The organism is Methanofervidicoccus abyssi, assembly GCF_004310395.1.
GTDB classification, from domain to species: Archaea; AGJL01; Methanococci; order Methanococcales; family Methanococcaceae; genus Methanofervidicoccus; species Methanofervidicoccus abyssi.
In genome coordinates this window covers 1-20,442 of the sequence record NZ_BFAX01000004.1, presented here as the reverse complement: position 1 = coordinate 20,442, position 20,442 = coordinate 1, and the positions used below count along the sequence as shown (strand labels likewise).

The window sequence follows — 20,442 nt, the reverse complement described above, 5'->3', positions numbered from 1 at the left end:
AAGTTAAGATAGAACCCATGCTAACAGAAGATTCGTAATAGTTAAAATGTTATGTGCTCGACTGTATTATTGTATATTTCTCTGTTTATCTTTCTTCTCTCCCACTCCTACAACTATTCTGTTCCTACCACATTTACCCTTATCAATAGAGTAAAGATCTATGGTATTCTTTTTAGCGTACTCCTCCACTCTCTTCCTCCCACTGTCGTATGATTTCTCTCCGAAGGATATAACTACCACTGTATCCCCTATCTCCTTGGAACCAAGTATAGGTTTTTTAACCTTTAACTTCTTCAACTCATCTACATCCTTTAAGTGAGTAACTATACCATGAGCATCCTCAACAAATAAGAAACTATCTAGATATTTTGTGATAAATTCGATATTATCCTCTCTCTCCTGGCCGTATTTCTCTAACTCCACATTGTAGTAGTTTAACCTTCCCTCTAAGTAATCCTTTATCACAGTTCTCGCAGTTCTTGTAATATCAACATTTCCACATTTTTCCAAGTAGTTCAACTTCCTCCCTATTTCCCTTAGAGTATTTTCGTCTATTGGAACATTTTCAACATCTACTCTGTAGAGTCTCTTAATAGCATCTTTGTTGAAAGCATGCACATTTCTAAGTATCTTCACTGCAGGAGTAACTGGATCTTTTATCTTTTCGTATCTAAGAGCACCTAATATTACTAATTCATCTTCTTCCTTAGGTTCTATTATACCTGGAGTGTCTAATAATTTAATGTTTTTTGTTAGTTTTACCCACTGTTCTCCCTTTGTAAGTCCTGCAACGAGGCCACTAGTGGCACTTCTCCTACCAGTTAAACTGTTTATAAGCGAAGATTTTCCAACGTTGGGGTATCCCAAGATCCCAACCTTACCTTCTCGGATATTATTAGAATATAGGTATCTTTTAATAGCATCCCTGAGGATGTTAGTACCTTTTCTATACTTTGCACTTACAAATACTACAGTACTTTCAGGATTTTCTCCTTTAATTTTCTCCTTGTATTTCTTTAGAATTTCTATAGGCACTAAATCTGCCTTGTTAAGAACGTATATAATCTTTTTATTCTTCTCCTTTATCATCTTTTCCAGTTTTCTATTTCTAGTACCTTCTGGATTCCTGGCATCTAATACAAAGAGTACAACATCACACTCATCTAATATTTTATTAACTATCTTTTTGGTGGGAACTTTCTTTATCTTTTTACCTTTCATAGTACCCCAACGTTAAAATTTCTGACTCTAGAATATTGTAGTATCACAGTTCCATTAGAAATCCTGATAATATATTAGAATTAATATAATAATATATTAGAATTAATGATTATTCTTTTCAAAACATTATAAAAATAGTAAATTATTAACTACATCTCTATCTCAGAGAATGTTTTCTGTTTATGGGTGGAAGGGAAATTATATTTATATTCACGGTAAAAAGAATTTTTTATTTTTAAAACACTGGTTTTTTCCTTATTTTTATCTTATTACTATCATAATTATTGTTCTTTATTACCTCCTACAGGGACCGAAGTATACATAAAAAAGTTTGACGTTTCTCTTTGTAAATACCTCCAAGCACTGGTAGGTGTGGACTTTTCTCAAGAAGAGCTGTTTTATAGATTGCACAGCGAAACATTTAAAATATTTTCCATACATAATTATCTTCGTTAATCCTCTTCGTACTTTTTCTGTGTACCTGATATGTAGAGGTAGGCTAAGACCTAATGGATGCAGGATTCTAAATTGCCCTGAAGATGTGGGAGTCACCGTTCCTCTCGAAAGCCAGTCAATGAAGATAGAAGGCTGGAAGGTTACTCGCTACGATTAGTTTTATATGTCCCAAAAGTAGCGAGTAATCAGAACGGTTGGTAATAATTTAATGATAAACACTGTTAATACTCTTCTGCCAGCTCTTCATCTACCGGATTAATTTCTTCCCCTGTAATATACTCATATAACTCCTTATAGTTACATTCTATTCCTTTCTTTTTAAAGAAATTGCAGATATTCTTAACGTCCCTTATAAGCAGAGGTTTAGATAGAGGATGTCTAACAACAACTCCCTGGGAAAAATCTATATAGTACGGTTCTCCATCTTTAACAAGTATGTTGTACTCGGAAAGGTCTCCATGAACCAACTCGGCATCGTTATATAAAATCTTCATATCCTTTCTTATTCTATGATACATCTTTTCATAATCTACATCTGGGGCATCCTTCAACCTTGGAGATGGGATTCCGTTGTCATCACATATTAACTCCATAAGAAGTACATTCTCCCTTCTAAGTATAGCCTTTGGACTATTAACGTAGTTATTTGCTCTCTTCAGATTTCTAAACTCCTTCTCAACCCATGTATGTATGATCTTTCTTGTAGAACTCCTACTTAGATGGAATCTTGGATCTCCCTGGATATACTTCCACATGGTTTTAAAATCACAGGTTGCAACACGGTATACCTTTACAGCTAGGTATTTATCTCCCTTAACTGCAGAAAAAACTGCAGACTCCTTTCCAGAGTTTATAATACCTACGTATTTATCCACGTGTTTCCCACAGAGTAAACTGTAAAGTGTTAAAAGAGTCCTACGATCAAATACCCCATCTTCCGTTTTTAAATCTTCTAAAAATTTCCTCTCCCTCTCTATTATCTCTTTCTGATACTCTCTATCTAAGTATATCTCCTCTTCTAGGTTATTGTCAAAGGATTTTTTTCTTCCCCCTATACTATCCCCCCGTTAGTAGAGATCCTTTAGATATCCTTTTTTTTCTAACCAACTAACTTGGCTCTTGGTGTATCTCCATATTATATCGCATTTTTTATCAGACTGTACTTCCCAGGGAGACACTATAACAATATCCCCTTCCTTTATCCATATCTTTCTTTTCAATTTTCCAGGAATCCTGCCCATCCTAACCTTTCCATCTACGCATCTTACCCTTACTCTACTGGCTCCAAGCATCTGTTCTATTACTCCTAGTATTTCGTTCTGATCCTTTCTTGGTATCCTAACTCTAACTACTTCCTCCTGGTTCTCCAACGTCCCACCTCTTTAATTTTTATACTTTTTATTCTTTAGTATTAGTAAATAATATTTATTAATTATTATTTTTATTTTTACCATCTTTAATATAATCGTAGATAATCCATAATATCAATAAAAGTAGAAACAACCATATATATTTTTTCAGGTAAATGGAAATAAATCCTAAATAAGGAATTACCAAAGGTTTTCCATCAATTGTTATTACTCTCCGTTTTATCTGATCTAAGGATATAAGTTCTGGATCATATATGGGATTGTTATCTCCCTTTGTAATTATATAACAACTACCGTCAATATCGATCTTTTCTATCACCCTATGGATTACAGGCATAGTTTTATCTCCACTGTATATTGCTAAGGTTTTGTTATCTATATGAAGGATACAGACTACCCTGTTACCAACAACAGGCCAGTGGGCATTATACACTACGATATCTCCAACTTTTACATCTTTAGGATTAAACTCCCAAGGTGCGTTCTCCACAACTACTAAATCTCCTCTCTTCATGACAGGATACATACTGTTAGATACCACCACGTTAACATGACTCCAAACAACGAAGAGAATTACTAAGAATAGTATCCATTCAAAAATATTTTTTTTAGATTTTAGCCATTTTAAAACTTTCTTTTTTTCTAAAGATTTTTTGGAAATATTATCACCTATAAAATTTAATTTTTAGCGATTATTAATTATATTAAAAATTTTAATAAAAAATTTATTAAATTATTTAAAAAATATTATAAACCTGTTTCCATTAAAAATCTCATTTAAAAGAAATAGTAAAAGATCTGTATTTCAACAGAAACTTTTATAAAAATAAAACTATAATAAAAAATAATGCGTATATTTAAAAAAATACTTATAATATAAATTCTTTAATAAATAAGATTATGTATCTATCCTTTTTAGGAAAAAACTCTTAGCAACAGAAGAGATAGTACTTTCATATGACCTTATAATATATAATATTTTACTTCACCATAACAATTACTTACGGTGATGATATGTCTAATAAAGACAACCTTAGAAATATAAAACTTACAAAAATGGTAAAACTTCACGGTTGAGCATGTAAACTTCCCAACGCCGAGTTAGAGTATCTTATAAAGGGAATTGTCTCAGAGGAAGATTTAAGAGATGTCTATGTAGGACTGGGAGACGATGGAGCAGTGGTTTTAAGGGGTGATATAGCCATAGTAAAGACAGTGGATGTCTTTACACCGATAGTGGACGATCCTTACATCCAGGGGAAGATTGCAGCCTGTAACTCCACAAGTGATATCTACGCCATGGGAGTGTTAGATATAACTGGAGCATTAGTAATCCTTGGCATACCAGAGAGTCTTCCATTGGAGGTTTCAAGGGAGATGTTAAGAGGATTTCAGGACTTCTGTAGAGGTGAAGGTACTACTATAATAGGAGGACATACAATCCTCAATCCATATCCTCTTATAGGAGGTGCAGTGGTAGGGGTAGGTAAGAAAGAAGACATACTTACAAAAGGAGGGGCCAGGGAAGAGGACAAGATAATACTTACAAAGCCCCTAGGTACCCAGACTGCAATGGCACTCTCAAGGGTAGAGCCAGAGTATGTCTCATTACTAGATATAGAGGATAAAGAAAAAGAAAAAATAGTAAATAAAGCTATAGAGTTAATGACACTATCCAACAGAAAAGGGCTATTGGCTCTCAGGGAACTAGAAAGAGAAGTAGGAAAGAGGATAGGGCATGCAATGACTGACATTACAGGCTTCGGTATATTGGGCCATGGTAACGAGGTAGCAAAAAAGAGTAACGTTGAGATCGAGATACATACACTACCTGTGATAAAAGGTACTGAGCGACTAGCTCCCCTCTTTGGACATCCACTGTTGGAAGGGTATGGAGCAGAGACTGCAGGGGGATTATTTATATCTATAGAGAGGGAGTACGCCGAGGATCTCGTAGAGAAACTTCAGAAGTATGGATGTTACGGATTTGAAGTTGGAAAAGTTAAAAGAAAGGGCGTTGGGAAGGCATATCTAAGTAAAGATGTGAAGATAGTAAGTGTAGAGTAGGACATCCCGAACCTTTAAAGGAGGGATGTCCAAATACTATTTAGGTGAAAATGTGAGGATACTTGTCACAGGTGGTGCTGGATTTATAGGTAGTCATGTTGTAGATCATCTCCTGGAAAATAACTATACCGTTATAGTTTTAGACAACCTCAGTACCGGAAATATAAAAAATCTAAACAAAAAAGTAGAATTCATAAAAGGAGATATCAGGGATAAAGATTTAGATTTTAGGGATATTGATGGGATTATCCACCTAGGTGCCCAGGTAAATGTTAGAACTTCTCTAAAAGAACCACTCTACGACTGTGATGTAAATATCATGGGGACCTTAAATATACTGGAAACCATGAGAAGATACGACGTTGAGAAGATAGTTTTTGCCTCTTCTGTTGCCGTCTATGGGGATCCAAAGTACCTGCCAGTTGATGAGGAACACCCTAAGGAACCCTTAAGTCCATATGGGTTAAGTAAGTATTGCAGTGAGAAATATATAGAACTATACGGTGATCTCTACGGTATAGACTACACCATCTTAAGGTATTCAAATGTTTACGGGGAGAGGCAGAATCCTAGGGGAGAGGCTGGAGTTGTATGTATCTTCATAGAGAGTATGCTAAAGGGTAAAACACCTACGATATTCGGAGATGGATATCAGACGAGGGATTTTGTATATGTTGGAGACGTTGCAAAGAGCACTATCATGGCTCTAAATTGGAAAAATAAGGTGGTAAATATCGGTACAGGACGAGAAACTTCTATTAACCACTTGTATAATATAATAGCTGACATTTTAAACTTTAAAGAGAAACCTGTATATTCAGATCCTCGAGAGGGAGAAATATACAGGATGGTGGTTAGTATAGAAAGGGCTTTAGATCTCCAATGGAAACCTACTGTTGATTTAAGGGAAGGAATTAGAAGGACCGTAGAGTGGATGAAGAAGTATTTAATAGAAGGCTAATGGAGATTTAGTTACTAGAAACTAATTAAAAAATACAGCCCTTATTGAAATAATAAAAAGAACAGTTAATAATTAATAATGTAGAATAAATTGTATGGGATAATATAAAAAACATATAAGATGGAAGTTAAGGGAAAACTATATTAAAGAAGGGGTTTTCTACCTTACATTGAGTACTAGATAAGGAAGATAGAATTTTTGATAACTTTACTTTTTTAGGTTTTTTATTCTTTATTTAATTTTTTTACCATTATTATTATAGTTTTAAAAAGTATGAAAATAAAATTTATCCAGAATATTAAAAGATTTTATTATCTAATTTTTTATATATTTTTAATATTAAAATTTTTAAGGTGATAATTGTGAATATATCTGTAGTAGGAACTGGTTACGTTGGATTAATCCAAAGTGTAGGATTGGCTGAATTCGGTTTTAAGGTTGTTGGTATAGATATAGATGAGAGAAAGATAAAACTCCTTAACAGAGGTATAACGCCCCTCTACGAAGAAGGTTTGGAAGAACTCCTGAAGAAGCATGTTGGAAAAAATCTAAGATTTACTACATCCTACGAGGAGATAAAAAATTCAGATGTTATATTCCTATGTGTTGGAACTCCCCAAGATAGAGATGGAAACGCTGATTTAAGGTTTATCTACTCTGCAGTGAACTCTATAAAAAGATACTTCGATGATAGATACAGAATAATCGTTGTAAAATCCACAGTCCCAGTGGGCACAAACAGAAAAATTAAGGAAATGTTGGGGGGTTGTAATGTAGACGTAGTTTCAAACCCAGAGTTTTTAAGGGAAGGAATAGCTCTTAGGGATTTCTTTAACCCTGACAGGATAGTTTTAGGATTTGAAGATGTTAATAACTCCCGTCCCATAGATATTATGAAAGAGATATATAAATACTTCTTAGATAAAAGAGTGCCTTTTATTATCACAGATTGGGAAAGTGCTGAGGTGATAAAATATGCTGCAAACGCCTTCCTTGCAACAAAGATATCCTTTATAAATGAGATTGCCAAGTTAATTGATGCCGTTGGTGGAGATATTAAAACTGTCAGTAAGGCGTTGGGGTTAGATGAAAGGATAGGTGATAAATTCCTAAATGCAGGTATTGGGTATGGAGGTAGTTGTTTTCCAAAGGATGTGAAGGCGCTTATAAAACAGTTTGAAAGTAGAGGTATCGAGCCTAAGTTAATAAAAGCTACAGATGAAGTAAATGAGGAACAGATACATTGGTTTTTAAACAAGATAAAGAGATATTATGGAGATCTAAATGGAAAAACCTTTGCTGTATTAGGGTTAGCCTTTAAACCTAACACTGACGATTTACGGGAGAGCAGAGGTATAAAACTGATAGATCTACTACTGAGGGAAGGAAGTATAGTTAAATGCTACGACTACGTAGAAAAGGCCAGAGAAAATACCATAGAGAGGTACAGGTTGGATACTTCAGGAGCTTACTATGGATATAATCTCTATGTCTTGGACGATATTTATGAAACTGTGAAAGATGTGGATGGAATTATAATAACGACAGAATACTCTCAACTGATAGATGAAGATTGGGATAAAATAGGTAATTTGGTTAGGGAAAAAATAGTATTTGACGGTAGAAATATCTTAGATAAAGAGAGGATAAAAGAATTAGGATTTAAGTACTTTGGGGTTGGAAGGGGTTAAAGTATGATAAAAAAAGTAGTAGTTGATTTTATTAAGGAGAAGTTTATTATATTTACATTTCTTCTTTTACTATTTATTCTAACTGTACTATATCCCAGTGAGATAGTTAACTACCCCCAATATGTTGATTGGAGAACAATAATTGCATTTACTGGGTTACTTATAATTACAACAGGGTTAAAGGAAAGCGGATATTTTTATATTTTTTCAATAAATATGCTAAATAGAATAAAATGTGAGAGGAGTTTATCAATATTTTTAATTGTACTTTCAGCATTTTTATCCACATTTCTTACAAATGATGTGACTCTCTTTATAGTTATTCCACTGACATTAAGTATGCAAAATTTACTAAAAAAAGATCTCTCTAAATTGATAGTATTTGAAGCTATTTCTGCCAATGTAGGTTCCACCTTAACACCAATTGGCAATCCTCAAAATCTCATTTTATGGCAGAAATGGGGTATATCTTTTATAGAGTTCATTGCAAAAACATTTACATTGGTAATTCTTCTTTTTATAATTCTTTTAATATTTGTGTGGATTGTTTTTCCTGATAGGAAAATAAAATTTTCAGAAAAAAGTAAAGGAAATATACCTAATAAAAAAGGTTTGTTTATTTCATCACTACTAATGTTAGTTGTGTACTTGATTTCTCTTGAGGTTGGGTTAGTTTGTTGGGTGTTGTCAGCTATTTTTATATTTTATATCTTATTTTACAGAGAGGTTCTACTAAAGGTAGACTGGTTATTATTGATTATATTTATTACTATTTTTATTGATTTCCAGCTTATTGCAACAATCCCGGTAGTATCAGAATTTATAAAAAGGTTAAATCTACACTCTTCAGGTGATATATTCCTGTTATCCGCATTAATTTCCCAGTTAATTAGTAATGTGCCTTCTACAGTATTGGTTTTAAAATTTAGTAACAACTATCTTGCAATAACTTATGGAGTAAATGTTGGAGGAAATGGTTCAGTTGTGTCCTCTTTAGCCAATATTATTGCATTAAGAATGTCGAAGAATAAAGAAATATGGTTAAAGTTCCATAAGTATTCAATCCCTTATTTCATTGTAGTATTAATAATTACCTATTACATTTTTTTCTAAAGGTATTGGGCATACTGATAGAAATTTTTATATATCACTTTCTATAATGTTCAAAATGTTCAAAAAATTTTGAATGTTTAATATTATTTGAACAATGTATTATCTGGGAGAGTATGGAAGAGATCAAAAAAACAATAATCGAGTTATTCTCCGACATTGCTGAGATACATGGGCATAGTAGATCCCTTGGAAAGATCTACGCAATACTCTACTTAGCCGATAAACCCCTATGTATAGATGATATAACCAAGGAACTAGGAATGAGTAAAGGAAATGTAAATATGAATCTAATCAAACTCGAGGAAATAGGCTTAGTTAAAAAGATCTGGATAAAGGGCGATAGAAAAAATTACTACAAATGTGCAGGAAATTTCTCCTCCTACAAGGATATAGTTAAAAGGAAGTATAAAACTATTTCCAATGCCTGTGATAAGTTGGAGAAGTTGAAAAAGAAGTACAACATCGACGAAAATGACAGTATTTCTAAAAAATTAAAACATATTGAACGTATGAGAGAGGTATCAAGAAGAGTGTTAGAGGTGCTTGAGAAGATAGATAAAGATTTCGGTGAAGAGGTATGATCGAAAATATATTGAGAAAAATTGCTATCTTTTCAGAAAAAAAGCCTTTCCTTATGGTAATGATCATCTTAATAATCACCGTCCTTGCAGGGATAGAGGCAACTAATGTTAAGTTCCAAACAGCCTTTGAGAAGATGCTTCCACAGAATAATCCTATTATAAAGACACTCTACGAGGTAAGGGACAACTTTGGAGGTACAGACATTATAATAATCTGTATAAAGTTAAAACCTTCGGATAGTCCAGATAAGGTGAATGACATAAGAGATCCTAGAGTTTTAAGATACATAAAATTTTTAGAGGACGATCTGAAAGGAATAGATGGAATTACAGACGTAAGTTCTCCTGTGGATGTTATAATTAAGGAGAATAACGGCACTGTTCCCAACGACATAGAGACTGTAAAGGAGATTTACAACTCCCTACCAGAGAACGTTAGAAATAAAATTTTCAACCACGACTACTCTATGGTTATAGTAAACGCCTATACTGACGCTGGAGGAGATCAGAAAAAACTTATGGAGGTAATGAATGACATCCATCAGCGAATTGAAGATTCGCCTGTACCTTCAGGTGTTGAGGTGGTATGCACAGGTACTCCTCCTATGAGAAAACTTTTGGATGACTTGATGAAGAAGAGCCAAGTATTCACAACATTAATCGGTGGAATAGGAATACTTACTGTACTTTTCTTATACTTTAGGAAACCACTATCCACAGTCATGCCTCTGATACCTATAGTGATAGCAGTGATATGGACAGGAGGAGCTATGGGAATACTGGGAATTCCTGTAGACATGGCAACTGCAGGTATCGGTTCCCTGCTCTTAGGTATGGGTATTGATTACGGTATACATCTTATGCACAGGTATGAAGAAGAGCGTAAGAAGGGAAGAGATGTGGTAGAATCCATAGAGACTGCAGTTGTTAGCACGGGAATGGCAGTGATGGCCACTACAGCGACGACAGTTGTAGGTTTCTTAGCTCTTGTAATCGCTCCTCTTCCTATGATGGCGAACTTAGGTAAAGTGTGTGCATTAGGTATAGCCTTTTGTATGATCTGTGTAATCACTCTACTTCCAGCACTCCTTGTTATCGAAGAGAAGTATATAATACCAATTTTTAAAAGAAAGAAATTATAGGTGATACTGTGATATCTGCTAAGAGATGTTTTGGGACACTGTTGATATTGATAATGGTAGTTACAAGTGTAAAGGCTTTAAGTTTAGGAGAGCTTCAATATTCTCCCGAGGTTATACACCCTGGAGATGATGTAGATCTCTGGATTAAGGTAACTAACGATAACTACGACGAAGATTTAAAAAATATAGAAATATCTATTAAACCTCACTACCCCTTTGAATTGAAGCAAGTTAACCCTATAAAGGGAGTAGCAACTATACATCACCTAAACCCTGGAGAGAGTGATGTAGTACATTTTAAACTCCACGTAAATGAAAGTGCAGTGTCAGGAAACTACAGATTGGATATAACAGTGTCTTACGACAAGGTTGAAAAAGAGGAAGGGGTAGTAACTCACCATAATTGGACAAAGGTATACTACCTCCCAGTTTATGGTACTCCAAACTTTGAAATAGTGTTAGAAAATAACTCTCTATCACTTATTCCGGGAAGGACAGTAACAATTCCAATTTTAATATACAACAAAGGTACCGGAAAGGCTAAGGAGTGCACTCTATCCATTGGAAGCAATCAGTACATTTCACCTGTTGGTGGTACGAAGTTCTACATAGGTACTGTTAAGCCTCAAGAGATAAAACTTATAAACCTAAAATTACACACCGATGAAAATACACCCGAAGGAGCATACCTTATCCCTGCAACTCTATGCTGGATAGGAGAAGATGGTACTGAAAAGAGTGAAGAAATAAACATGGGACTAACTGTTCATGGAGATATTCTATTGGGGATCTCAAATGTAATTACTACTCCAAGGGATATCAAGCCTGGAGATACATATGTAAGAATAGATGTTACAGTGACCAACAACGGCCATGGAGAGGCAAAAGATGTAAAACTGCATCTAAAAACCTCCTATCCATTTAAGGACAGTTGGAGTAATGCAAACTATAAAGATATTGGAACATTGAGAGGAGGGGAGAGCAAAACTGTTTCCTTTACCGTAGATGTTGATAAATACGCCCCTTCTAAACATTACAAGATACCTATCTATATAGAGTACTTAGATATATTCAACAGGAGACATAATACAACGAAAACTATTGATATATACGTTAAATCAAAACCTATACTTGAAATTATTCCAAAGGAATACACTATAAAGGCAGGAAAGGACAACACACTTTTAATAACTGTGAAGAATGTAGGAAATGAAAAGGCGGAAAGTGTAAGGATAACTGCCATTAGAAACAGTGCCCAGCCCTTTGACTATCCCAGGAAAAGTGATACAATCGGCACCTTAAATCCGGGGGAGAATGGAACTGGTGCTATCGTTGTCAGTGTAGATAAAAATGCATTACCTAAGGAATATTTTATTACGATTGAGATAAGGGCAGTTGGAGATAGGGATGAAGGAGACGACAATGTCTATATTACACAGCGTAGTATAAGGGTTAAAGTTGAGAATGATAACAAAATGCCTTTCCCACTGTATGCGGTTATAGGGATACTGGTAATAATAGGAGTGTTATACTATCTTGGAAAAAATCTTGGAAAAAAGAATTCTAAGTAAGTAAGTTAGAATAAACTAAATTAATAATCATAGAAGAAATGTTTTAACAGACATCCACCCTACTTCTCTATTGATATGATCGTCCAAAGAGATAACGGCTAAAATTTATACTTTTTCATCATTTTTTAATTCTTTATCATAATATTCCTTAATTATTTTATCGAAGTTAGTAATGCGGAAACATATTTCCTGTATGAAGGTAATTAATATTTTTATAATTTAGTAGGACAATAATTAAAAAATATTTATTTAATATATTTTTAATATATAATAACATACTTTTTATAAAATCAGAAAGTTGAGAAGATGTATAACAGAATATTAGTCACTGGAAGTGCAGGGTTTATAGGATTCCACCTCTGTAAGAGAATGCTGGAGAGTTATAACGATGTTGAGATTTTAGGTATTGACAACATGAATAACAACTACTACAATCCTATGTTAAAAGAGAAGAGAAATAATATTTTAAAAGAGTACGAAAATTATACCTTTTTAAAGTTAGATTTTTCAGATTATTCAAAGTTAGTTAAAAATTTAAAAGATAAGGATATCGATCTAATAGTCCATTTAGGGGCTCAGACTGGGGTTAGACACTCCTTAAAAGACCCTTGGGCTTACGAGAGATCCAACATCTTAGGTACTATGAACATCTTTGAATTTGCCAGAAGATTCGATATAGATAAGGTAGTTTATGCTTCCTCTTCTTCAGTTTATGGGGGCAATAAAAAGATCCCCTTCAGTGAAGATGATAGTACAGATAATCCCATATCTCTTTACGCTGCAACAAAGAAATCCAACGAACTTATGGCTTATACTTATCACCACCTTTACGGTATAGAGATGGTAGGGTTGAGATTTTTCACAGTTTATGGAGAATGGGGGAGGCCCGACATGGCATACTTTAAATTTGCAAGGAATATTCTCCTGGAAGAGCCTATAGATGTTTATAATTATGGAAATATGGAGAGAGATTTTACATATATATCCGATGTTGTAGATGGAGTGATATCTTCTATTGAGAGGAATTTCAGTTGTGAAATATTCAACCTTGGAAACTCAAAACCTGTAAAGTTGATGTACTTTATAGAGTTGTTGGAGAGGTATCTTGGTAGGACTGCTAAGAAGAACTTTTTACCTATGCAGGAAGGAGACATGCCAGTAACTTATGCTGATATAAATAAAAGTAGGGAGTTGTTAGGATATAACCCAAAGGTATCCATTGAAGAAGGGCTTAAGAGATTCTGCAGTTGGTTTTTGGATAATAAGAGGTGGATTTTGAAGTTGTAGAACGATAAGAAAATGGACATTTAAGCAATAAACACGTCTTGTAGGGATTTCTTGTCCTATCTACCTTTATATTATTTTCGAAAAATATACGTTATACTGATATATAAGAGTTTTATCTATTGTTGTTGGATTTCTTTCTTTTTTCTCTGTTATAAATAGTATCTTACAAAAAATTTTATTATTTAACCTTAGTCAATACCATAAGATTTATATAATCTCTTGTCAAAAATCCTCGAGTACAAAACATAACTCCTATATGGACAAGGATCTTCCCCCTATAACAAAATCACATATCCACTTTTCTCTGAAAAAAGAGTTAGACAGATTAATGGGAAATATGAAATCTCCATTAACCCTTATCTTTAGTTCATCACTTAGTCTGATTAAGGAGCAAATTTATTGTTCCTATAAAGCCTAGAAAATGGTATATTTATCTCCTAGGATTCATTATCGGCTTAACTGTCCACTTCACTTCAGTTGGTGCTGGAGTTATAGTAAATTTTGCATTAATGAACTTGGCCAAACTCAGTCCTAAGGAAGTCGTTGGTGTTACAATGATTTAGGTCTAGCTTTGTCATTTTTCAGCGTATTAAATTATGTATTTTTGAAGGGTGTGGATTACCTTTTGGCCCTATTTTTGATTGTTGGGACTTTACCCGGTATATATTTGTATATTTAGGGACCTACGTAAGTATGAAGACGAATAAAGATAAATTAAAAAATATTATTAATACAACAATTTTGATTATTGGATTTTTAACACTTCTTCAGCGAATTATTTGAGATTATTTTTTGTATTGAAGTTCTTTTGAACCACTCTCCAGTTAGGAATTTTAACTAACTTTAATATTTTGATATACAATATTCTATATTCACTTTCTGTTTAGAAGATGTAGAACTTTCTATGGACTGGAAATATTTAATTATATTCAAAATTTATATAAAATTAATAAAGCATTACAAGAATAATTGTATTATTATGGTGATCTCTAAATGAGTGAAATAAGTCATACTTTACAGAAAATCATGAGAGGTACGGGGATAGTATTTGCTGGGGTTGTTATTTCAATGTTTTTTGGATTTTTAAGTAGAATTTTGATTGCAAGAAATTTTTCTATTGATGAATATGGTGTGTATAATCTAGCTTTGACTATTTTGAGTATTGCAATTACTGTTGCTACACTCGGATTTCCAAATTCACTACCAAGAGAGATCGTATTCTATAGGGAAAAAGATCCTTCAAAAATCAATAAACTAATCTCAACAGCATTAATAATTGTCGTACTAAGTAGCATCTTATTGATGGTGTTTTTAATCCTTGAAACGGAAAATATTGTCCAGATTTTCAAAGATGGAAAATTATCTCAAGTATTACCTATAATTGTTTTCACCTTACCATTTTCTGCTCTAACTAATGTTTTAATTTCAATTTCTCAAGGTTTTGGTAGAGTCAGAGAAAAGATTTACTTTCAGAATATTATTTATCCCATTATTTATCTACTACTAGTAATTTCTGTAATATTTTTAAACCTCAACTTTAGCTTCATATTTTTTGCATATACAATTTCTCAGATCTTTACATTTTTGATTTTAATAATTAATATGTTAAAGATGAAAATTCTATGTTTTGAACTTTCTCTTGATCTGACACTTGGGAAGAAATTGGTAGTTTTTTCGATTCCATTATTTTTTGCCGGAATTCTTAGTTTTGTTATGGGGTGGACAGACACCTTAATGTTAGGTTATTATAAAAACTCTGAAGTTGTCGGTCTCTACAATTCAGCATCATCAATAGCTAGACTACTCACAATATTTTTAAACTCAATATCTTTCCTTTATGTTCCCTTAGTTTCAAGTTTCTATATTCAAGGAAAGCTTAATGAGATGGGTAGAATTTACCAGATTTTAACTAAATGGATATTTTCACTGACTTTACCTCTTTTTACATTAATATTTCTTTTTTCTAAGATTGTTATAGCGTTCTTCTTTGGAGGGAGGTATTTAGAAGCAAGTAGAGTTCTTGAGATTTTGGCACTTGGTTTCATGTTTCATGCTTCTACTGGGTTAAATGGGTCAAATTTAATTATAATTGGTAAGTCAAGATTAAATTTGGCTGGTACTTCTTTTGCAGCTCTTCTTAATATAATTCTGAATTTTGTGTTAATTCCAGTGTATGGCCTTGAAGGTGCTGCTATCGCTACAACAATGTCTTATTTTGTTTTAAATATCCTTATGTCGTTTTGGTTGTATAAAAATTCTAAAATCCATCCTTTTAGCTGGAACTATGTCAAATCTTTAGTGATTAGTTTCATATTACTGGGGATTTTAAAGTCATTAAACTTGAATGTAGATAATATATGGTATGCAGTACTGGTTTCAATAGTGTTTGTAGGAGTTTATTTTTTACTTCTTCTATTCAGTAAGAGTATTGATAATGAAGATATTGATCTCTTGTTGACAGTGGAGAAAAACTTGGGAGTAGATCTAACACTACTAAAAAGGATCCTAAAGAAATTTATTTAAACCTTTCTACTTCTGTCTAATTCCTTAAATATTAGAATAATAAAGAATTATAATAAAAAGAAAAAAAAATCAATTGTCGTAAAAAGACATGAGAAGGAGATAGGTATGTGTGGTATCAACGGCATTGTAAGATTAGGAGAAATGTAAGTAAAGAAGAAATAGAAAAAATGAATAGAGCGATAAAACATAGAGGTCCTGATGACAGAGGAATCTACATCGATAATCACAGTGGTTCTATAGGCTTAGGTCATGTTAGGTTATCCATCTTGGATCTAAGTGAGAAAGGACATCAACCTATGGGCTACAATGTTGAAAATGATAGAATTATCTACAAAGACGAAGAACTTAATAATGCTGATTTAATAATTGTTTTCAACGGAGAAATATACAATTACTTGGAGTTAAAGGAAAAGTATAACTTGAAAACTGAAAGTGGGACAGATACTGAAACTATTCTAAAACTTTACAATATCTTAGGTACAGAATGTGTTAAGGAATTTAATGGAATGTGGGCCTTCGCAATCTATGACAGAAGTAAAAATATTATTTTTTCTCAAGAGATAGACTGGGAGTTAAACCTCTCTATTACTACTGGAATGGAAAAGAGTTTATATTTTCCTCTGAGTTAAAGGGTATAATCGCTGTAAAGGAGATAAATAAAAGGGAAAATATAAATAAAGAATCAGTTCAACTCTATTTTGCTTTGGGATTCATACCTTCTCCCTATTCTATATATAAAGACACCTATAAATTAGAGCCAAGACAGAATCTAATTTTACATTTAGATAATTTTAAGATTGAAAAATACTATTATTGGGAATTACCTGAGTATAATCCTATCTATGATAAAGATAAGTTAATTAAAGAAGGAAAAAAGACTGTTGAAGGATGCCGTGAGGATAAGGATGAGAAGTGATGTGCCAGTTGGAGCCTTTTTAAGTGGAGGCCTAGATAGTTCTACTATTGTAGGGGTCATGAAAGAATTTACAGATCTACATAAATTACATACCTTTTCCATAGGTTTTGAAGGGAAATATGATGAAACCCCGTATATAGAAGAAGTTGTAAAAGCTTTTAAAACTAACCATCATCATTACTACTTCAAAGAGAAGGATTTTTTAGAGTTGATTGATAAATACTGCTGGATCTACGATGAACCCTTTGGGGATTACAGTGGTTTTCCTACATATAAAGTTAGTGAGTTGGCTAGGGAGTATGTTACGGTTGTTTTGAGTGGAGATGGAGGGGATGAGATTTTTGGAGGTTATAAAACTCATGTAATTGGATACAGGATGGATTTTATAAGAAAACTGCCAAGGATATTACGAATTATAGGGCCAAAAATACCGGTAAAGATGAATATAGGTGGTCTTGCTACTCTATATTTACTAAAAAAGGCCTTTAAACTGTCTTTAGAGAAACCAGAATATTTTTATTCAAGATCTTTAGAAGATTGTGCTATGAGACCAGAGATCTATAAGAGATGGACAATTGAAAAGTTGAGGTATTGTTTAAAAAAAGGTTGTGGCAAATTTGGGGAAGCACTGAGAATCTTTGATTTACTCCATAATACATTGGCAGATAAATATTTAGTTAAAGTTGATAGGGCATCTATGGCACATGCTTTGGAGGTAAGGAGTCCCTTTTTAGATTATAGATTTGCAGAGTTCAGTCAGAGAATTCCTACGGAGTGGAAGGTTGATTTATTTAAAACTAAAAAATTGATGAGGGAGATAATTAAAGATATCTTACCTGAGAAAATTGTTAATAGAGGAAAGCAGGGATTTACCCCACCCCTTGAAGATTGGATATTGAAGGAGAGGTATCTAAATGAGATATCCGAGAAAGTTGGGATCTTGAAAGAGATTGATGAAAATCTCTATAAGTTTTATATAGAAAAGTTTTAAAATGTAAAGATATAAAAATGTATAAAACTTATTTAATTAGATTGTTTTTATTTATAAAATGGTGGGAAAGATGGATAAATTAAATAGTTTTAAACGTATAAATGGATATATTAAAAATAATATTATAATTAGAAATATATGAAGATAACATTTTTCGAAGGAATATGTAAAAGAATATATAAAAAATAGATTACTGTCTCCGTTGTATTATTTCAAAATTTTAAAAACCTGATAAAAATGAATTGGATAAAATAAAAAACATGGCTGTATTTTATATAGATGGTTTAGTATTTAAATGTCCAACTTATATAACTAATACAAAATACAGCGTAATACTTCCCGAAGTATTCTTGTACCGTTATGGATTAAAATATCTTGGAAATGATATTTTAAATAGAATAAAAAATGGGAAGGAATATATCGATGGGAAACCCTAAAATCTCAGTAATCATGGCAACATACAGAGAGCCTGAGGAATATTTAAGAAAGTCAATAGAGTCGATTTTAAACCAGACATTTGAAGATTTTGAGTTTATCATTGTTTTAGATGATCCAAACAATGAAAGGAATGAAAAAATAATTAAAGAATATTCTGAAAAGGACAAAAGGATAGTATTTCTAAAGAATAAAAAGAATTTAGGTAGGGGCGCTAGTAGAAATAGGGCTATTGATATTGCTAAAGGAAAATATGTTGCTATTATGGATGCAGATGATATCGCATTACCTCAGAGATTGGAAAAACAGTTTAACTATTTAGAAGAAAATGAAGATATAGATCTTCTATTTACCTGGGCCTATTGGATCGATGAAAGGGATAATATTATAGGTAGTTTTAAACCTGAAAGGTACAAAATAAAAAATATAAAAAATTATTTTTTTAGAGAACATCTGCTTGTACATCCTAGTATGATGATAAAGACAAGAATTTTAAAGAGATTAAAATATAATGAAAATTTATCTAGTTCTGAAGACTATGATCTTTGGGTTAGATGTATTTTAAATAATCATAACTTTGATATAATCGAAAAATTTTTATTAAAACGTAGATTGGTAAGAGAAAATATTGAAAAAAGAATAAATAAACAAAGAAATTATTCTAAGTATTCTATTTCAGTCCTTTGGAAATATAAAAAGTATTTTTATTATAATGTTTATTTTTGGAAAACATTTTTATTTCATCTATCGATGTATATTTTTTTGACAGTTGCGCCGAAAGGTTTAATTAAAGAGTTAGTAAAAATAAAAGACAGAAAATGATAAACGGTGGGATTTAAAAAAGTTTTGTTGGAATTAGGTAAAAAACTATAATCCTAAATTATAAACCCCACTCTATATTTTTAATATTGGTTTTTTATTGGAAATCCTGAATGGATATGATTTTATATATTACAAAATAATAATGATTTACTATAAAGTATCAAATTAATAATCTTTTTATGTATGAGATTATGAAAACATGCGCGGTAATTGTTGCTTATGGTAATAGATTTTATTTATTATTATTGAAGGATGTCTTGAAGAGAAAGTAGAGTAGTGGAAGTAATTGAGCACTTATTTAATCCTTTTAATTTTTTAAAATATCCAAGGTGATAGAAATGAAAATTCAATTTTTAATAAATTCTCTGATTTGGGGGGGAGCAGAAAGAGTGGCAACAACTTTATTAAATGAATTATCAAAAAAAGGATATAAAATAAAATTATATACATTAAGAAAAGACAGACACTATACTATTAACAAAGAAATACAGTACAAAACTCTATCAAATTTTACCATCAACACTCCAGTGTTTATTAAGGCATTATATTTACCAGTCTCACTGACAAAATATTTTATAGAAACGATAAAAAATAAGCCAGATGTACTTATTTCTTTTCTTGAATCACCTAATTTTATAAGCATCATTGTAGGGAAAGTATTAATAAATAGGAAAGTGGTGGTATCAATACGTAATAACCCTTTAATGGCGTATCCCAATGAAACAATTTATGGAAGGATCCACAACACACTAATAAAACTTCTATATCCAAAGGCGGATAAAGTTATAGTAGTATCCAAAAAACTAAGAGATATACTGTCCAACCAATATAATATCCCAAGAGAAAAAATAGAGGTTATATACAACCCTCACAATATCCAAAACTACCTAAAACTATCAGAAGAGCCGATAGAAGATGAATACAGGGAAATATTCAAGGATTCCTTTGTATTTATAAACATAGGGAGGCTAATGGAACCAAAAGGACAGTGGTTTTTAATTAGGGCATTTAAAAAAGTTGTTGAAAAACATCCAAGTGCTAAATTAGTAATCCTCGGAAAAGGAGAATTAAGAAAAGAATTGGAAGATCTAATAAGAAAACTTAAATTGGAAAATAATATCTTTCTTTTAGGAGTTCATAAGAATCCCTTTAAATTCTTAAAAAACTCACAGTGTTATGTTCACTCATCCCTGTGGGAGGGCTTACCTAACACGTTAATTGAGGCTTTAACCCTAAATCTTCCAATCATCTCCACAGATTGTGAAACTGGTCCCAGAGAAATCCTCACTCCAGAG

15 protein-coding genes and 1 pseudogene are annotated in these 20,442 nt (G+C 32.5%); 12 read left to right on the top strand and 4 right to left on the bottom strand.

Annotated elements, in window-relative coordinates; genetic code table 11:
* Nucleotides 1–66: 66 nt before the first annotated feature.
* The 4 genes from MHHB_RS04505 to MHHB_RS04490 all read right to left on the bottom strand — a co-directional run bounded on the left by MHHB_RS04505 (nucleotide 67) and on the right by MHHB_RS04490 (nucleotide 3,573).
* A complete protein-coding gene (locus tag MHHB_RS04505) occupies nucleotides 67–1,221 on the bottom strand; it encodes a GTPase (protein WP_131007465.1) in 1,155 nt (384 codons plus the stop codon).
* Nucleotides 1,222–1,898: 677 nt separating this feature from the next.
* A complete protein-coding gene (locus tag MHHB_RS04500) occupies nucleotides 1,899–2,732 on the bottom strand; it encodes a serine protein kinase RIO (protein ID WP_131007464.1) in 834 nt (277 codons plus the stop codon).
* 12 nt (nucleotides 2,733–2,744) lie between these two features.
* Nucleotides 2,745–3,047 carry a translation initiation factor eIF-1A gene (gene eif1A / locus MHHB_RS04495; RefSeq protein ID WP_131007462.1) on the bottom strand — a complete coding sequence of 101 codons (303 nt, stop codon included), beginning with the start codon at nucleotides 3,045–3,047 and terminating at the stop codon, nucleotides 2,745–2,747.
* Nucleotides 3,048–3,105: 58 nt separating this feature from the next.
* Complete coding sequence (locus MHHB_RS04490) at nucleotides 3,106–3,573, bottom strand: S24/S26 family peptidase (RefSeq protein ID WP_131007460.1); 468 nt, start codon at nucleotides 3,571–3,573, stop codon at nucleotides 3,106–3,108.
* Between the two features lie 488 nt (nucleotides 3,574–4,061).
* On the opposite strand from MHHB_RS04490, the gene selD reads away from it, so the two are divergent.
* From selD to MHHB_RS04430, 12 genes and pseudogenes are all read left to right on the top strand, one after another.
* Complete coding sequence (gene selD / locus MHHB_RS04485) at nucleotides 4,062–5,114, top strand: selenide, water dikinase SelD (protein ID WP_131007458.1); 1,053 nt, start codon at nucleotides 4,062–4,064, stop codon at nucleotides 5,112–5,114.
* 52 nt (nucleotides 5,115–5,166) lie between these two features.
* Nucleotides 5,167–6,075 carry an NAD-dependent epimerase/dehydratase family protein gene (locus MHHB_RS04480; RefSeq protein ID WP_229701926.1) on the top strand — a complete coding sequence of 303 codons (909 nt, stop codon included), beginning with the start codon at nucleotides 5,167–5,169 and terminating at the stop codon, nucleotides 6,073–6,075.
* 362 nt (nucleotides 6,076–6,437) lie between these two features.
* Nucleotides 6,438–7,766, top strand: a complete 1,329-nt coding sequence (locus MHHB_RS04475) for a UDP-glucose dehydrogenase family protein (RefSeq protein ID WP_131007455.1) — start codon at nucleotides 6,438–6,440, stop codon at nucleotides 7,764–7,766.
* A 3-nt stretch (nucleotides 7,767–7,769) separates the two neighbouring features.
* Nucleotides 7,770–8,879: an SLC13 family permease gene (locus MHHB_RS04470; RefSeq protein ID WP_131007453.1), complete on the top strand. Its 1,110-nt coding sequence runs from the start codon at nucleotides 7,770–7,772 to the stop codon at nucleotides 8,877–8,879.
* 113 nt (nucleotides 8,880–8,992) lie between these two features.
* Nucleotides 8,993–9,460 (top strand): GbsR/MarR family transcriptional regulator, encoded by a 468-nt coding sequence (locus MHHB_RS04465; RefSeq protein WP_131007450.1) that lies wholly within the window; start codon nucleotides 8,993–8,995, stop codon nucleotides 9,458–9,460.
* On the top strand, nucleotides 9,457–10,602 hold the full coding sequence (locus tag MHHB_RS04460) for an efflux RND transporter permease subunit (protein ID WP_131007448.1): 1,146 nt from the start codon (nucleotides 9,457–9,459) through the stop codon (nucleotides 10,600–10,602). The genes MHHB_RS04465 and MHHB_RS04460 overlap by 4 nt, the downstream gene beginning before the upstream one ends.
* A gap of 8 nt (nucleotides 10,603–10,610) precedes the next feature.
* Nucleotides 10,611–12,173 (top strand): COG1361 S-layer family protein, encoded by a 1,563-nt coding sequence (locus tag MHHB_RS04455; RefSeq protein ID WP_326830419.1) that lies wholly within the window; start codon nucleotides 10,611–10,613, stop codon nucleotides 12,171–12,173.
* A gap of 306 nt (nucleotides 12,174–12,479) precedes the next feature.
* A complete protein-coding gene (locus tag MHHB_RS04450) occupies nucleotides 12,480–13,460 on the top strand; it encodes an NAD-dependent epimerase/dehydratase family protein (protein ID WP_131007445.1) in 981 nt (326 codons plus the stop codon).
* A gap of 993 nt (nucleotides 13,461–14,453) precedes the next feature.
* On the top strand, nucleotides 14,454–15,983 hold the full coding sequence (locus tag MHHB_RS04445; protein WP_131007443.1) for a flippase: 1,530 nt from the start codon (nucleotides 14,454–14,456) through the stop codon (nucleotides 15,981–15,983).
* Between the two features lie 105 nt (nucleotides 15,984–16,088).
* Nucleotides 16,089–17,973, top strand: a pseudogene (gene asnB / locus MHHB_RS06660) (asparagine synthase (glutamine-hydrolyzing)).
* Nucleotides 17,974–18,313: 340 nt separating this feature from the next.
* On the top strand, nucleotides 18,314–19,147 hold the full coding sequence (locus MHHB_RS04435; RefSeq protein WP_192893823.1) for a glycosyltransferase family 2 protein: 834 nt from the start codon (nucleotides 18,314–18,316) through the stop codon (nucleotides 19,145–19,147).
* 338 nt (nucleotides 19,148–19,485) lie between these two features.
* On the top strand, nucleotides 19,486–20,442 hold a 957-nt coding region (locus MHHB_RS04430), incomplete at its 3' end, for a glycosyltransferase (protein WP_229701924.1).

Excerpts from the sequence above, each read along its gene's own strand:
- MHHB_RS04505 (WP_131007465.1), bottom strand. The coding sequence starts at position 1,221 with ATGAAAGGTAAAAAGATAAAGAAAGTTCCCACCAAAAAGATAGTTAAT.
- MHHB_RS04490 (WP_131007460.1), bottom strand. The coding sequence starts at position 3,573 with ATGTATCCTGTCATGAAGAGAGGAGATTTAGTAGTTGTGGAGAACGCA.
- MHHB_RS04470 (WP_131007453.1), top strand. The coding sequence starts at position 7,770 with ATGATAAAAAAAGTAGTAGTTGATTTTATTAAGGAGAAGTTTATTATA.
- MHHB_RS04465 (WP_131007450.1), top strand. The coding sequence starts at position 8,993 with ATGGAAGAGATCAAAAAAACAATAATCGAGTTATTCTCCGACATTGCT.
- MHHB_RS04460 (WP_131007448.1), top strand. The coding sequence starts at position 9,457 with ATGATCGAAAATATATTGAGAAAAATTGCTATCTTTTCAGAAAAAAAG.
- MHHB_RS04450 (WP_131007445.1), top strand. The coding sequence starts at position 12,480 with ATGTATAACAGAATATTAGTCACTGGAAGTGCAGGGTTTATAGGATTC.
- MHHB_RS04445 (WP_131007443.1), top strand. The coding sequence starts at position 14,454 with ATGAGTGAAATAAGTCATACTTTACAGAAAATCATGAGAGGTACGGGG.
- MHHB_RS04435 (WP_192893823.1), top strand. The coding sequence starts at position 18,314 with ATGGGAAACCCTAAAATCTCAGTAATCATGGCAACATACAGAGAGCCT.